We start from the raw sequence: 15,736 nt of genomic DNA on the forward strand, positions 1-15,736 counted from the left end.
TAAAAAAACCTCCAAAAAGCAGGGCTGAATTACACATTTAGTAATTAAATTACACATTTAGTGTCATTTAGCGTACGATTACTCCACAAGCCCCGAATTGACAGCGTACTTGGCAAGCTCTGCCGTAGAGTGAATATCCAGTTTATGCTTGATGTTTTGTCTGTGGGTTTCAACCGTTCGGTAACTGATATTCAAACCCTTCGCGATCTCTTTACTGCTCTCCCCTTTTGCGACTAATTTCAATACCGCTTCTTCACGCCTGCTCAATGGATTCTTCACAGATTGCGTGGGAGTAATCGGCTGAGTAAACAAATTCTGCGTCACTTTTTCACAAAAATAGGTCGAGCCTTGATTGACCGTTTTGATCGCTTGCACCATTTTTTCAGCCGAAATCTCTTTCAACATATAGCCAACTGCGCCTGATTGCATCACCTTCATGATGTATTCACGGTTGTTATGCATGGTCAGCATCAACACCTTCGCTTCTGGGTCTTCTTCTTTAATCAGATGGGTCGCATCAATGCCGTTCATGATAGGCATACTGATATCCATCAACACCACATCAGGGCGCAGAGACTTAACGACCTCAACCGCTTCTAATCCATTACTGGCCGTACCTATCACGCTAATATCTGGCTCAAGTTCCAATCTCGCCATAAAGCCATCCAGTACCACTTGGTGATCGTCAGCGATCACAACTCGAATAACTTCACTCATTCATTAATCCCTCTAGTGTCAGTAACACTGTAATTTCCGTTCCAAGGCCAATCTCACTCATCAGCTCAAAATCACCACCAATGAATTCCACTCGCTCTCTCATGTTACGTAGACCGATCCCTCGTTTTTCCATCGCTTTATAGGTGTTGAAACCGACACCGTTGTCTTGGATTAGAAGCTGTAACACGTTGCCAATTTGCTGTGCGATAACCGTTACTTTGGTCGCTTGTGCATGTTTCTCTATGTTATTTAGGGACTCTTGCACCACTCGATATAAGGTCGTCGCAGCCTCTGATTTCAATTTTCCGGGCTGAGTACTAAACAAGGTTTCAACCTCAATACCCGAGTGCGCCTGAAAATCCAATAACAACGAAGACAGCGCCGCTTCTAAGCCGATATCATCCAAAGAACTTGGGCGAAGTTGATGCGAGATGTGCCTCACCTCTTCGATCGCTCGCATCAATGAATGCTGCGACTTATTCAAATGCGCTTTGAGGTCTTCATTTTGTAACTTATTACCAAGTAGTTCTAAGTGGCAACGACTTGATACTAATAATTGATTAATACCGTCATGTAGCTCTCGCGCTAAATGCTTCTTCTCGTCTTCTTGGAACATCACCGTTTTATGGGCGAGCTCTTTTAAATTATTATCCGCGATTCGATGTTCATGCATGTTAATGGCCAACGTCAGCACGATAATAACCGCCACCGTCACGCTAAGAATCACCACAATCGAGAAGAACGTGGTTTCAATATTCTTGTTGATCGCAGCCTGCATCGAAGCCACTTCTTGGTGCACGTCTTCAATATACAAACCCGTGCCAATCATCCAATCCCAACGCTCTAACCAAGCGGCGTAACTCAGCTTAGAGACCACTTCCCCTGTCGAGGGCTTTTGCCACAAATACTGGTGGAATCCTCCACCGGTTTGAGCCTCTCTTAGCAGAGCTTCTATCAGAAAGTCGCCATCTTCATCTTGCAATTGAAGCAGATTTTTTCCAATCAATTCCGGCTGTATTGGATGAACCAAATTGGTTCCGTGGCGATCATATGCGAAGAAATAACCATCAGAGCCATATCTAAGTTTAGACAATATGGTTCGAACTTCTTTTTTAGCTTGCGCTTCTTTGATATCGGGGTCGTTGTAGATATGTTCGATCGCATCGAATGCGAGGTCGACCGTGTCTTTGAGGGCGTTTTCACGCGACTTGATTAGGCTGTCTCTGAAGATCTCGACCTCTTTCGCACCCAACGTCTTGGTTTGGTGTAACGAGATCCAACTTATGCTCGCCGTGACCAGCAGCAACGGGAGTAGCGTCAGCAAAATCAGCTTAGCTTTTAGAGGCATTCCTTTCCCTCACAAAAAACGGCTTACTGAACATCAATAAGCCGTTTTACTTTAGCAATTTATAGATAGCCGTTGAAACATATCATTCACATTCTTGGCTTCACTCACATTCCATAGAAAGAAGGGAAAGCGAGAAGTGATCCAAGTACGAGGATTTGAATCAGAATGAACGGCATCACGCCTCGGTAGATGTCTTTTGTGGTGACGCCTTTCGGTGCAACCCCTTTTAAATAGAACAAACTAAAACCAAATGGCGGCGTTAAGAAGGAGGTTTGTAGGTTCATCGCGATAAGGATAGCGAACCAAGTCATGTTGATGCCCATCAGTTCAGCAACAGGCGCAATGATCGGTACGATGATGAAACAGATTTCTACGAAATCGATGAAGAAACCAAGAATCAAAATCACCAACATGGTAATGATCAAGAAGCCCCATTTTTCACCCGGCAACTGCAGCATCCACTCTTCAACTAGATAATCACCGCCAGTATAGGTAAACGCCATCGAGAATGCCGTCGCACCAAGCAAGATAGCAAAGACCATTGCCGTGACTTTCACTGTTTCTTTGGACGCTTCATACACCATCGACCAACTGAATTGACCGTACAGCAAAGCAAGTACTAAGGCACCCGCGCCACCTAATGCAGCTGACTCTGTCGGCGTGGCAACACCCGCGAAGATAGAGCCCAATACCACAATGATCAGCGCGAGTGGCGGTACGATAGCTTTCAGTGCATTGATGACTTCTTGTTTACGACTAATTGAGTCATCACGTTCAATTGGTTGAGCCGCTTCTGGGTTAAGTTTTGCATATATCAAGATATAAACGATATACGCGCCCACCAACATTACACCCGGCCAAATCGCCGCTTGGAACAAGTCCCCTACTGGTACACCGAGTACATCACCTAATAAGATCAGTACGATAGAAGGCGGAATGATTTGCCCTAACGTGCCAGACGCACAAATAGTGCCGCAGGCTAAGCCTTTGTCGTAGTTGTACTTGAGCATAACTGGCAACGAGATAAGACCCATGGCAACCACAGAAGCACCTACTACGCCCGTTGAAGCCGCAAGCAGTGAACCCACAAGTACCGTCGAGATCGCAATACCACCACGAACACCACCAAACAGTCGTCCCATTGACTCTAGCAACTGCTCAGCAAGCTTGGTCTTTTGTAGAACAAGCCCCATGAAAACGAACAATGGAACGGCCATCAGCACCGTATTTTCCATGATCGATTGAATTCGATATGGCATGAAGGCGAACATTTCGATGCCTTCAGCCCAAACACCAAAGATTAACGCGATACCACCAAAGGTGAACGCAACCGGGAAGCCAAGTAAAAGTGCAAACAAGGCTACGAAAAACATTACTATTCCAATCATGTTCAGCCTCTACTTATTCTTTGTGTGAGTATTGTTTGCATGGATAAGATGCGGATTAAAAATCTTGTTCAACGAATGCAGAATCAAACCAACACCACTGACTGCCATCAAGAAAAACGACAGTGGGATCATCGCTTTAATGATCCAACGATACGGCAAACCACCGGGATCGCCCGACGTTTCACCCAGGTTATAACTCTCTTTGGCAACATCGATACCAAACCAAGCCACCAGCAAACAGAAAGGAAGCAGGAAGACAACGGTGCCTATTAGGTCAATAATCGCTTGTGCCTTGAAGCTGAGTTGTTCGTAAAAAACATCCACTCGCACGTGGCCACCCGCTTTGATGGCATAAGGAACACCTAACAAGAATACGGCTGAGAAAAGGTGCCATTCCATCTCTTGGAAGGCGATAGACACATCGTTAAAGGCGTATCGCATCACAACGTCATACACAACGTTCGCAACAAGAAGGATAAACAACATACTGGAAAGCCATCCCAGTGCATCACCGATACGATTAAATAGGCGTTCAATATAAATTAGACTTCGCATTCCCGACTCCATGGAATTTGAAAAGACATCGCGTATTAGAGTTAGGGTAACTAAAACAAGTAGCGCTAACTAGATGCACGACGTAGAAAGGGTTCTTGGGATCTTGTTACAGGATTTATCCTGCTTAATTATTATGTTTAAAATGAACCCGCCGCTTATCTGCTTAGATACGTAAGCCCTTAGACTTAAGCTATGTAACAGTACGTTTGCTTTGGGTTCATTTAGCTTCAGTTCAACAACTGTCGATTATTTCGCTTGGCTATTTAAATAAGCTCTGTGTGAAATATCCGTCCATGAGCGCACTTGCTCTAGGTAGCTTGCTTGTGAAGCTTGGATCTCTTTCGCCAGCTCATCTTTCTCAGCATGTGCAGCAAGTAGGCGATCGTTCGCTTCTTTCAGTGCCGACATGACTTCTGGCGGGAAATCTTTAACTTGTACGTCTGGGTATTCTGTTTTCATTGAAACCCAGTTCTTGCCACTTTCGTGCGTTGCTTGTGTGTACATGTCGTAAGCCGCTGTACGCATTGCAACACGCAAGATTTCTTGTAGGTCTTCAGGAAGCTTGTTCCATGTACGCTTATTCACTAGGAATTGAAGCTCTGAACCCGGCTCATGCCAACCTGTGTAGTAGTAAGGCGCGATTTTGTGGAAACCCATACGCAAATCAAGTGATGGACCTACCCACTCTAGTGCATCGATTGTGCGACGCTCTAAAGACGTGTAAAGCTCACCAGGGGCAATGTTAGTCGGCTTAGCACCTAGCTCCGCAAGGATTTCACCAGCAAAGCCTGGGATTCGCATTTTCAGACCTTGTAGATCTTCAACGCTATTGATCTCTTTTTGAAACCAACCGCCCATCTGGATATCCGTGTTACCACCCGGGAACGACATTAGGTTGTGTGGAGAGTAAACCTGCTCCATCAACTCCATACCGCCACCGTGATAGAACCACGCGTATTGTTCTGCTGGCGTCATACCGAAAGGCATAGAAGTGAAGTAAAGAGTGTTTGGAACTTTACCTTTCCAGTAGTAAGAGCCTGAGTGCCCCATGTCGTATTGACCAGATTTAACCATGTCAAAAACGCCAAGCGGTGCTTTGTGTTTGTTCGCTGAATCGATTCTGATTTGCAGTCGACCATTCGACATTTTCTCAGCCATCGCAGCCATGTTTTTGGTTGCATCACCGAAAACAGGGAAGTTTGGTCCCCATGTTTCAGCAAGCTTCAAGCGATAAACCTTATCAGCAGCTGTGGCGCCAGTTGCGACCAAAGCTAAACAAGCCGCTGCAGTAACCGCAACGTTTTTGAAAACTCGTGTGAGGGAGTTAGAAATGAGACTCATGTTCACGTCCTTTTGTTGGATTAACACTCTTTCTGTGAGTATTTTTTATGGTTCAACATAAGAGTGCACCTTGATGAGGCAACTAGATATCAGGGAGAGCACGCACGACAGGCCCACACAAACTGCGTATTAGACCAAAGGATTACGTAGAACTACGTAGGAGATAATTGAGTTATGTCGATTTTAAAGGACTTACTCTATTCACCAGGGGAATGCTTATTGATAAATACCTAAGTATTAATAATTAAATACCGTTAACAATTGATTGCCATTTCGTGATGAGGCTCTATTCACACCACAGATCAAATACGCACCTAAATGCATTCAATCCATGAGAATCAAGGTTTCAGAGAATCAGACGCCCTACTTTGGTGCTTACTGATTCGAAACATGGGACACGCGACAGACAGATGAATAACGAAAGAGATCAGCCGATTGGAAATAAGGCTGCTGGGGCTAGGTTTGAATGCTAGGTTTGAATATAAGTATGGGTTTAGGGGGTTGGGTTTGAGTTTGGGATTGGGATTGGGATTGGGTTTAGGGTTTAGGGTTTTGGTTTTGGTTTTGGTTTTGGGATTAACATGATCCGTCAGATACAAAAAAACCTCGAAAATCGAGGCTTAAAAACTTAACGAAGCGAATGTAATCCCACAGGATTAGATAGCTTTGTAGATAACCTTGTTACCTGCAAGTTGCTCTTTCGCTACTAGGTTTTCTTCAAGAAGTTTTTTCAATGCGCCTGTTGCCCATGAAGCTGCTTTCGCGTCTTCTTGACCAGCTGCTAGGCCGATACCTTTAGGGTTAATGCCTTCAGCATTGCTAACAACGATGTCTAGAACTTGTTGTTGCTTAGGAGTCAGTGCTACTGCAACTTCTTTAGTTGCTGCTACTGCTTTCTCTACCGCTGGTTTTGCTGCTACAGTTTTTTCTGCTACAACTTTCTCTGCGACAGGCTTCGCTTTTTTCGGCGTTGCCACTGCTTTAACTACAGCCGCTTTAGTGCGTTTCTGCAGTTTAGCCTGCACCTTACGCTTATGAGCAAGTCTCATTGAATATTTCTCCAGTTCACTGCTCTTTTCGCAGTGGTGAAAATTTGAAGCGCGATTTATACCAAAAAACAGGAGCTATTTGTAGAGTGAAGCGCCGAAAGTCGACGAAAAATACCGATATTGTCTACTAGCGTCTATTATTTAATCATCGACTTATCAATTCAGGGTCATATACACTGGTTATCCATCCAGACAAAAATATGAAAACTTGGTGTTGCCTATGGACACTCGTCACCTTACAAATTTCTCTTTGCCTTCGTTCACACGTTCGTACCGTATTCTGCCCGTTGTTTTAGGCTTCGTTTGCTTGATCGTTGCTCTGTACAGTGACAATCCAAAGTTACTGATCGTGGGTGCATTTTGTATTATTGCCCTACTTGGAACTGGCTATTATTTAATGTTGCGTAGCAGAGTGATGTTCACGCTCACACCAACTCATTTTCAGCAGCATTTTTATAAAGGTGGGTGGGTTTTAAAGTGGAGCAATATTGAAAAGATTGGCCTGTGTACTTACGAACAAGATGGGTGGCATCAACCTCTTCCTTGGGTTGGTATCAAGGTTAAAGATTACTCGCCCTACCTCGATTCAATTTGCCCTAAAATCACTTGCGAGTTATTGCTGAGCCAGCGAGCACTTTTGTATCTGGGCGCTAAGCAAGCGGGTAAAGAGTCAAACTTTGAAGATATGGTTCTCGACTCATCGCATTACCATGCGCGCTGCACTGAGAGCGGTTGTGTGGAACTGAACAGATATAAAGAGTCACAAAATACTGACGAGGTTATCTTCAACGATAGCCAAACACAGACTAGCCCAGATTCATCCCATGAATCGAAATCCCATAAATCGAATGCAAAAAACGCAGTGATTAAAGACTATTCCGGGTTGCAGGCGATGCTAGCGAATAGGATGAAATATCAGAGGGGTTTCCACGGTTACGATATTTTCATATCAACTCAAGATTTGAATATGAGTGGAGAAGAGTTTATTGGACTTACTCGACGCTACTTGGCGGCTGCCGAGCGTCTTTCTGATTAAAATTAAACAGGTTTAAAAATAAACTCGCACGCAATAAAAAAGCTTAGCTTTCATAGGAAAAGCTAAGCTTCATTTTCAATCGTTCTTCTATTAAATCAAAGACCTAGTACAGAGGCATTTCATCCGCTACGAATGGGTTTGATGCGCGCTCTCGGCCAAATGTAGACTCAGGACCATGGCCCGGAACAAATGTCACGTCACTGCCTAACGGCCAAAGCTTAGTTTTGATAGAAGCAATCAGCGTGTTGAAATCGCCTTGTGGGAAATCCGTACGACCAATAGCACCATTAAATAAAACGTCGCCAACAAACGCCATTCGAGCTTGCTCGCTAAATAGCACAACGTGACCCGGCGTATGACCCGGAGTATGAATCACATCAATCACTTGGTTACCAAAAGTGACTTTGTCACCCTCTTCCAACCATGTGTTTGGTTCAAAAGCTTTGCACAGTGGGAAACCAAACATCTGACTTTGATTCTCTAAACCTTGAAGCCAAAAGTTGTCTGCCTTATGTGGGCCAACAATGTTCACGTTCAAGATTTCAGCAAGGGGTACTGTTCCGCCGACATGATCTAGGTGACCATGAGTCAATACCAAGTTCACCACTTTAACACCTAACTCTTCGATGATAGCAGCCAGTTGCTGAACATCACCACCCGGATCGACAACGATGCCTTCCATTGTCTCATCACACCACACAATTGAGCAGTTTTGAGAGAAAGAGGTAACAGGAACAACTTGATACTTAAGAGACATATACAAACCTTAGAGGGCAAACTGAAATTTGGGCAAACTATGACATTGGATGTCTACTTTGACAAGTCCCTAGCATTCGCTCGCAAATTCAGCTTAACGCTACCAACTGCGTACAGGACCAGTATCAATATGGATAAAGTTGCTACGCGCATAATAACCGACACCACCCGCATTCAGGCTTTTGGCTACGTCTCTTAATTCTTTTAGGTTGACGCCATCAATACGGAAATCAATCGCTTTACCCAACATGTGGTAGCTCTTCTTGGCTACGCCACTCGACTTAGAGCGCAATGCTTCATTGGTCGCAGGAGAACGGTAACCAGAGATGATTTGAACTTCTTTTTGAATACCTAAGACATTTTGAATCTGAGTGATCTGATCAAACAGGTTCTTATCCATTGGGTGAATTTCATTGCGGCGGAAATCGCGACATAATTTGCTGAGGCGTGCCATCTCGTCACCAACATAGTTAGTGCCATCGAAATAACAGGTCTCTAATCGTTCACCAGTGTGAAGATTGTTCATGCTAATCGTTCTTGGTTGATCAGGGTATGAAGCAAAAGCGATAGAAGGAGTAATTGAGGCGACAACAGCGGTACCACCAGCGTAAGTCAGAAACTGACGGCGTGAAAATAAACTTTGAGACATACAGCAAAAAAACCAATTAGATCGAACGAAAAATGCACGATACATAATGGCAATTGCTGCGTCAACGTACAAAAACCGCCCAAAAGGTTAGTATTTGTAACCTTTGCACGGTTAGTTATTGATCCACATTATAATTTTATCAATAGAAGCTTGGTTGTCATTTTTTGGTCAAGATCACCCTTATTGGCTTCACTGATAATTAACCACCCTCTTTATCATATTGATAGATGTCACCACGATACTGTATGCCCCCTTCTTCAAACAATACGGTTTGATAAATGATATGTACGGGGATTCGCTTCTTGAGTCGTACCTTAGTATTAGGAGCAAGGTCATCACTTTGGTTAGGTACTTTCCTTACCTGGGTAGCAAACAACAACTCAGCCAACTCCTCTGCATGTTCAACACGTATGCAGCCGGAGCTATAAGCACGGAAGTCGTCATTAAACAGACCTTTACTTGGCGTATCGTGCAGATAGATCGCTCGCTTGTTAGGTGTGTTGAACTTATACAAACCTAATGCATTGCGCGAGCCTGCCTGCTGACGCATGCGATATGGGAAAGAATTGAAATTGATGGTCTGCCAATCGATCTCAGTGGTATCGACCGTCTCCATAGTGCGCCAACCATCAATCACTTGGAAGTTGTGTGTATCTAGATAGCTTTCGTCCGCTTTCACCTTAGGCAAGATGTCTTTGACCATGATTTTCCATGGCACATTCCAAGTCGGGTTTAGGATGACCGAATCGAGGTTTATCTCTAAAAGTGGTGTTTTTCGCGACTTTCTGCCCACCACGACTTTGGACTCAAAGACCTCTTCGCCGCCTTCCCAATACTTCATATCAAAACTAGGGACATTGACGACGATGAGAGAGTCTCTGTCTCTTGGCCACAAACGAACACGTTCGGCATTCAGAGCCAATGAAGTCAATCGATCATCAAAGCTCATGTTGATCCATTTGATCGTGTCTGGCCCGACGATCCCATCGTCTGTAAGGCCGTGCATGCGCTGAAATGATTTAATCGCCGTTTGCAGATCTCGATCGAACTCGGGAAAATCGACTGCGATCATCGAGGTATCAACACCGACCAAAGCAATACGCTCAACAAGAACCGCTTTGTCTGAAAGCTCGTCACCCAAGCGCTTCAAACCTTTCTGTCTATATCGTTCAATATTAAGTTCAGAGGCGGTTTCTAACACCGAATAGGTTGCTTTGAATTGGTCAAAATCCCCAACAGGCGGCGCGTAAGACAACACCATCTCCAATAAGTAATCATTGGCAACGCTGCTTTTTAATCTCATCAGAATATGCGGAGAAGGCGCTGGTAATTTGGAATGCAGCTTGCCCGAGAAGTACCACTCTTTACCGGCAAGCGGCGCATTTTCAACGTAGCTCAGGTAGTAGATAAAGGTATCGGTGAGTAATATGTCCAACTCTTGCCATTGAGCATGAGATTGATAGTGACGAATTTGCTTGAGTTGTCGCTCGAAGAGTGGTGCCATTTGAGCTTGTTCGAGAAGCGACAATTGAAATTCAAACGCCTTAACAAGTTCAGGTGAATCCCAAAGAATAGGCAGAGAAGAGTCTTGATAAATACTCTGGGTAAGCTCTGGATAAATCAGCATAAAAGAGAGCTCTGAATCAGCCGGAATAAATCGACTCTCGTCAGAACTCGTATAGCTCCATGCGTGCACAGAAACTAGAACTAATAATCCACAGAAGTATTTTGCGAACATGCTTAACTCCATCACCAACCATCTCATAAGTATGGCAAAGAAATCGGAGTAAGCATGTTATTTTTAAGAGGCTTTATAAATCAGATTGAACTCCAATGGTTATCCCACTGGACCGATGATTGCTGAGTTGATTTCTCATAAGGCTTGCTCTGGCTTACCACACTTCCCGCCCCAGAGCTTAATCGAAACTCACCATCAAGCAGCACAGCACCAGAAGCATCAGATAGCGCAGAGAGTTCTACTAATTCTTTGGTTTCTTTAGACCAAATACCGTAGCAGTTGCCTCTTGGCGAAGTCGCAATAATCCAATCATCTGACGCCGCAATACTGGCGATATAGTGATTGAACCTTGCCCATTGCTCTGGCTCTGCGTTCAGTGATTCAAACTGTCCGCCTTTAGTATGCATCGCCAATAGCGAAGGATACTCATCTGGTTCACCACGATATTGCTGGCCACAAAGCACGGTTTCAGCACCATCATGGGCTAAGTGTCGAATGCTCAGCTTCTTATCCAACAATTCAACCTGATCAAGTAACACACCTTCAGGAGAAACATAACTCAAGCTCGGCTGCATCGAATCGAGGTTTTTCGGTGTTCTACCATCAGTATGAACGCCACCAACGCCGATCGCGAGATTACCATCCGGCATGATGATCACTTCATGAGGCCCAATACCAAAACCGCTGAACTCTTCGACCTTACGATAGCCTTGCGCGACATCGTAAACGCCAATCACACCTTGGCTGCTGTCCGTTTTCCCTTCAGTGGCATATAGTAACTTGCCATCTAATGAGTAAACGCCATGGCCATAGAAGTGACGGTTCTTACCTTTCACGACCATTTTGATCTGCTGACCGTTTTTATAGTCAAACACCATAAAATAGTCACCAGGGCGACGAGCAAACACCACCGCATGTGATGAAGTTGGGCAAATCGCGACGCCATGACCACGATCTGGGATCGGCAGCTGACTCAATGGCATTCCATATTCGTCAGCCACAACCGCTGAATATTGGCCTCGCCCATTCAGCGCACAACCGATTAATTGAGGCTCACTAGATGAGCTCACAGCACCAGAGCGACTAGCGCAGCCAAACGGAAGCATTGGAACAGCTGCACAACCCAGTGCAGCCTTGAGTAGCGTTCTTCGCGTAGTATCAGTCACCATCGGTAGCATTAAATCCTATTACGACACCAAGCTCTATCGCCACTTCTTCATGAATGAGGTACTTCAAACGTTCTAGTTTGTTGTATTGCGTCAGCACATCTCGATAGCCCTCTTTGCTCTGCAATAACTCAAACAAGCTTGAGTCTGTAGGCCAAGTATCTAGCGTCAATGTGAACTGGTCAGCAACGCGATCAGCTAGGTCGTTTAAGCCCTTCTCTCTCAACAAGCCGTCTAGGCCATTGCCATCGGCAAGGTACAAATTCTGAAGTGCTACTACATTCGCTTTTAGTTGAGTCATCGAGGTTTGTGCACGCCATGATTCTGAGAAGTAAGGACGCGGATGACCAATTTTCGCCATCGGGCGACTCAGTTTTTTCATGCTGTAATCAAGTTGGTTGGTCAATAAAGCGATGTATTCAGACTCCCAGCGAGTCTCGTCTAGCGCTAACCAAGGGTTAACCTGCCATGCCTGTGCAATCGAAGATGACTTAATCGCCAAGTTTTCAGTAATCGCTTGTGATGATTGGCAACCTAGCGCTTTGTCTTGAAGCAGTGGCGATTGCTCGTCATAAAGCGACCATTCCAACGCACCTAGCCCTTGAACGGTCACACTCTGCTGCGCGATTTCGTCTTGAGTCCAAGCTTTGTTCTGCTGAGTTAATTGACGCATCTTTAGACCCGTCGTGTTCTTTTTGTCTGGCCAGAATTGAACATTCCAGCTCTCTTCAAGCGCTGCTGTCGGGCCTCTTTCTTGGCCTTGTAGTGCCATCCAGCTGTTCATGGTGAGCTGCCACTGATTTTTCAACGCATCTAGTTCTACATTGTTGGTTTGGCAATAACCCTGCATCAAGACTTCTAGCTCGTTGGCTTGCTTGGCGAATAGGACTGCAGAATCAAACTCTTGTTGATAGACACTGCGACTGATGTGGTCGGTCGTGTCTGCTTGATAAGACACACCGTTAACCTCAGATGAAGCGGCTTGCTCACCCGATGATTGGCAGCCTGCCATGATTAATACCGACAAAGGCATTAACAAAAATTTATGTGTCATGCTGTTACCTTACTTCCTAATTTTTCTTTTAATTATATGAGTTCATTAAATACGAAACGACCGCTGGCCTCGTATTCCTACAAGTTCAGCGGTGCTAAGTGGTTTGATCGCGGCTTTCTTAAGTCATTAGCCGTTAACTAAACTGAATTCAACTCAGCCTATAACGAGTTTAAGAACGCCAATAACGCTTCACGCTCGCTGCTACTAAGAGCTAAAACGTTTTGTTTCGCCATTTCTGCTTCACCGCCATGCCAAAGCACAGCTTCCATAACATTTCTCGCACGACCATCATGAAGTAAGAACGTGTGACCATTCACTTCTTTGGTATAGCCTAATCCCCATAAAGGTGTTGTGCGCCATTCTTGGCCATTCGCAAGATACTCAGGACGGTTATCCGCTAAGCCTTCACCCATATCGTGCAGCAACATATCGGTATATGGGCTAATTAACTGCTTAGACAGTGCCGGTAAGCCTTCACGCTCTGCCGTGCGGAATTCAGCTTGGTGACAACTTTGACAACCAGCGTCTTTAAACAGCTTTTTACCCTGAACAACGACTGGATTGTTGACATTACGACGAATAGGTACCGCTAGATGCTGCGAATAGAACTCAACAAAATCTAAGATGTTGTCGCTTACTTCTGGTTTGCCACCATTTGGAAAATCATCACAAGTGGATTGCGCTGATGTGCAGTTTTCATTCGGGAATAAGCGACTCGTTAAGCCCAAATCACCGTTAAACGCCGCCGCATTTTGCTGCATTAGGTTTGGCTGTCCAGCTTTCCAACCAAAACGACCTAGAGCCATTTCGTTGGTTTGAACATCGAGAACATAGTTAGCTTTACCTGAAATACCTTGCTTGTCGGCCAATTGCTGATCAGCAAATCCAAGAATCGTTTCTTTTGAAATGCTCTCCAGCAGACCAAGGCCAATCATTGGCGGCGCAACGCGCGCAGAAAACTCTGTTTTAGGGTGCATCTCGCCAAAAGCAAGATCAGTAATCTTTAGGGTTGGTTTACGCAGAGTCACGACTGTGCCGTCTTTGAATTCAACGGGAACATCTGTGTAGCTGATGTTCACTTTACCCTCTGGTTTCACACCTTGAAGCGCGAAATCTTGTAACTGGCCGCCGTAAGTCGGTTCTGGAATACCACCATCACGAATGAAGGCTTGTCTCTGCTCTGGCGTTTCGGCTGGAATACTTAAGCGAACTAACATTGAAACCGCGTTCTCATCGCCTTTTTCAGGCGCATGACCACGACCATCTTTAATATGGCAGTTTTGACAACCGTTGGTGTTGAATAGTGGGCCTAACCCATCACGCGCATCGGTTGATGAGGGTGCAGGTACCCAAGGGTTTCTGAAGAAACTGTTACCAACACTGAAATCCAAGCGTTTGCTCATTGGTAGATTGGCTGCAGGAAGAGAAAAAGCATTCGCTCCCTCTTTCTTCACAGTCGTTTTACCACCAGAGTAAGTTTCATGGGCATGTAATGGCGATAAGAAAAACAGTGCGGTTAATAGTGAGGCTGATAGATACGACTTCATACATTGCCTTGCGGTGTTTTTGATTTTAGTTTTTATGTGGGAGTAACTTTTTTGAATAACAAACAATTAAGGGCTCAATGAGAGCCCTTAATTGTTTTCGTCTCGGGTTCTTAGAACTCGTGATCAGCCGTGTCTGGGTTAAGGCTATCAATACCAATAACACCAGCGGCACGCTCAATCGCAGCCGTTTGAGACACTAGCGCAACAATCGTTTTGTTTACTAGTGCGTTACCCGCAGCGTTGTCAGCAGCAATTAGCTGATCAAAGTGTTGGTTGTTTTTCTCAGCAGACGTTACTAGTTGACCAACTTGTGCACGTGCTAGGTCAAACTGCTTTTGGATCTCTTTCGCAGCTTGCTCATCTTTTTGCTCTACTAGGTCAAACAGGCTTGGACCTGAAAGCAGAGTGCCGTCTTCACGCTTATATAGACCCGTGTAAACGTTGTAGATGCCTTGCTCGTTGTAGTAGTGAGAGTTGTGCGTGTTATCAGAGAAACAATCGTGCTCGTCTTCAGTAGAGTTTGCTTCTAGTGCAACCTTCATACGCTCACCCGCTAGTTCACCTAGAGACAGTGAACCCATGCCAAATAGCATTTTACGTAGGCCGTTGTCACTAGATTCAGAAAGAAGCTCTTGACGGTAGTTACCTTTCTCGCCTTCAGCCCACTGTTTTTCCATCCATTCTAGATCTTGGATAAGAAGTTCAGCTGATGCTTTTAAGTATGCGCCACGACGGTCACAGTTACCATTAGTACACTCAGCGCCAACAACGAAGTCAGTGTAAGCACGCTCACCTGCACCGCTGTTTGTGCCGTTTAAATCTTGACCCCAAAGTAGGAATTCAATCGCGTGGTAGCCAGACGCTACGTTTGCTTCAGAGCCACCGATCTCGTTGAGATCTGCAATTAGTTCTGGAGTAATGTTGGTTGCGTCTACCGTTGTCTGACCAATTTGGAAAGTTTTATTAGCAACGATGTTTGCGCTAGCGCCTTCGTTACCAAGCTCATATTGGTAATCAGTCGAAACGTAATCGATTAGGCCTTCATCAAGTGGCCATGCGTTCAATTGGCCTTCCCAATCGTCAACAACAACGTTACCAAAGCGGAATACTTCTGACTGTTGGTAAGGTACGCGAGACTCAAGCCAAGCTTGTTTTACTTGTTCGAAATTGCCAGCAGAAGGAGAAGCTAAGAAGGTATCAATAGAAGAGTTCAACGCTTTTGCTGTAATTACTGAATCTGCAAACACGGCATGAGCAATATCTGCGTAATGTTCTACAACTTGATCTTGAGTTACTGCTGCGAAAGAAGAAGCAGAGGCAAAAAGGAGTGACGAAGTTACGGCTTTTGTCACTAAAGATTTAATAGTCATGAAGCATCCTTGTTGAGCTTTA

At 44.9% G+C, this 15,736-nt stretch carries 14 protein-coding genes; 1 reads left to right on the forward strand and 13 read right to left on the reverse strand.

Translation table 11 applies throughout. From position 1 onward, the window contains the following. Positions 1-78: 78 nt before the first annotated feature. From L3V36_RS15585 to L3V36_RS15610, 6 genes are all read right to left on the reverse strand, one after another. A complete protein-coding gene (locus L3V36_RS15585; RefSeq protein ID WP_004733393.1) occupies positions 79-717 on the reverse strand; it encodes a response regulator transcription factor in 639 nt (212 codons plus the stop codon). Then, a complete protein-coding gene (locus tag L3V36_RS15590) occupies positions 710-2,065 on the reverse strand; it encodes a cache domain-containing protein (RefSeq protein WP_017078693.1) in 1,356 nt (451 codons plus the stop codon). The genes L3V36_RS15585 and L3V36_RS15590 overlap by 8 nt, the downstream gene beginning before the upstream one ends. A gap of 104 nt (positions 2,066-2,169) precedes the next feature. After that, positions 2,170-3,453 carry a TRAP transporter large permease subunit gene (locus L3V36_RS15595; protein ID WP_017083881.1) on the reverse strand — a complete coding sequence of 428 codons (1,284 nt, stop codon included), beginning with the start codon at positions 3,451-3,453 and terminating at the stop codon, positions 2,170-2,172. A gap of 9 nt (positions 3,454-3,462) precedes the next feature. Further along, positions 3,463-4,020: a TRAP transporter small permease subunit gene (locus L3V36_RS15600; RefSeq protein WP_081324332.1), complete on the reverse strand. Its 558-nt coding sequence runs from the start codon at positions 4,018-4,020 to the stop codon at positions 3,463-3,465. A 234-nt stretch (positions 4,021-4,254) separates the two neighbouring features. Further along, on the reverse strand, positions 4,255-5,349 hold the full coding sequence (locus L3V36_RS15605; protein ID WP_017060957.1) for a TRAP transporter substrate-binding protein: 1,095 nt from the start codon (positions 5,347-5,349) through the stop codon (positions 4,255-4,257). Positions 5,350-6,005: 656 nt separating this feature from the next. Then, complete coding sequence (locus tag L3V36_RS15610) at positions 6,006-6,398, reverse strand: hypothetical protein (protein ID WP_004733388.1); 393 nt, start codon at positions 6,396-6,398, stop codon at positions 6,006-6,008. 220 nt (positions 6,399-6,618) lie between these two features. On the opposite strand from L3V36_RS15610, the gene L3V36_RS15615 reads away from it, so the two are divergent. Further along, the gene (locus tag L3V36_RS15615; protein ID WP_208775181.1) at positions 6,619-7,434 is read left to right on the forward strand and encodes a DUF2982 domain-containing protein; all 816 of its coding nucleotides are present in this window, start codon (positions 6,619-6,621) and stop codon (positions 7,432-7,434) included. A 103-nt stretch (positions 7,435-7,537) separates the two neighbouring features. On the opposite strand, the gene L3V36_RS15620 is transcribed toward L3V36_RS15615, so the two are convergent. The 7 genes from L3V36_RS15620 to L3V36_RS15650 all read right to left on the reverse strand — a co-directional run bounded on the left by L3V36_RS15620 (position 7,538) and on the right by L3V36_RS15650 (position 15,714). Continuing rightward, positions 7,538-8,191, reverse strand: a complete 654-nt coding sequence (locus L3V36_RS15620; protein ID WP_004733386.1) for an MBL fold metallo-hydrolase — start codon at positions 8,189-8,191, stop codon at positions 7,538-7,540. A 99-nt stretch (positions 8,192-8,290) separates the two neighbouring features. Beyond that, a complete protein-coding gene (locus L3V36_RS15625) occupies positions 8,291-8,839 on the reverse strand; it encodes a YcbK family protein (protein WP_004733385.1) in 549 nt (182 codons plus the stop codon). A gap of 199 nt (positions 8,840-9,038) precedes the next feature. Continuing rightward, the gene (locus L3V36_RS15630; protein WP_208775179.1) at positions 9,039-10,577 is read right to left on the reverse strand and encodes a L,D-transpeptidase family protein; all 1,539 of its coding nucleotides are present in this window, start codon (positions 10,575-10,577) and stop codon (positions 9,039-9,041) included. Between the two features lie 80 nt (positions 10,578-10,657). After that, on the reverse strand, positions 10,658-11,746 hold the full coding sequence (locus tag L3V36_RS15635) for a DUF1513 domain-containing protein (protein WP_029405781.1): 1,089 nt from the start codon (positions 11,744-11,746) through the stop codon (positions 10,658-10,660). Further along, positions 11,736-12,797 carry an imelysin family protein gene (locus L3V36_RS15640; RefSeq protein ID WP_017093827.1) on the reverse strand — a complete coding sequence of 354 codons (1,062 nt, stop codon included), beginning with the start codon at positions 12,795-12,797 and terminating at the stop codon, positions 11,736-11,738. Before L3V36_RS15640 ends, L3V36_RS15635 begins: the two co-directional genes overlap by 11 nt. A gap of 158 nt (positions 12,798-12,955) precedes the next feature. Then, positions 12,956-14,344 (reverse strand): di-heme oxidoredictase family protein, encoded by a 1,389-nt coding sequence (locus L3V36_RS15645; RefSeq protein ID WP_208775177.1) that lies wholly within the window; start codon positions 14,342-14,344, stop codon positions 12,956-12,958. 110 nt (positions 14,345-14,454) lie between these two features. Beyond that, entirely contained in the window at positions 14,455-15,714 is a 1,260-nt protein-coding gene (locus tag L3V36_RS15650) for an imelysin family protein (protein WP_017066835.1), read from the reverse strand. Positions 15,715-15,736: the final 22 nt, after the last annotated feature.

This window comes from Vibrio sp. G-C-1 (assembly GCF_021728015.1).
GTDB classification, from domain to species: domain Bacteria; phylum Pseudomonadota; class Gammaproteobacteria; order Enterobacterales; family Vibrionaceae; genus Vibrio; species Vibrio splendidus.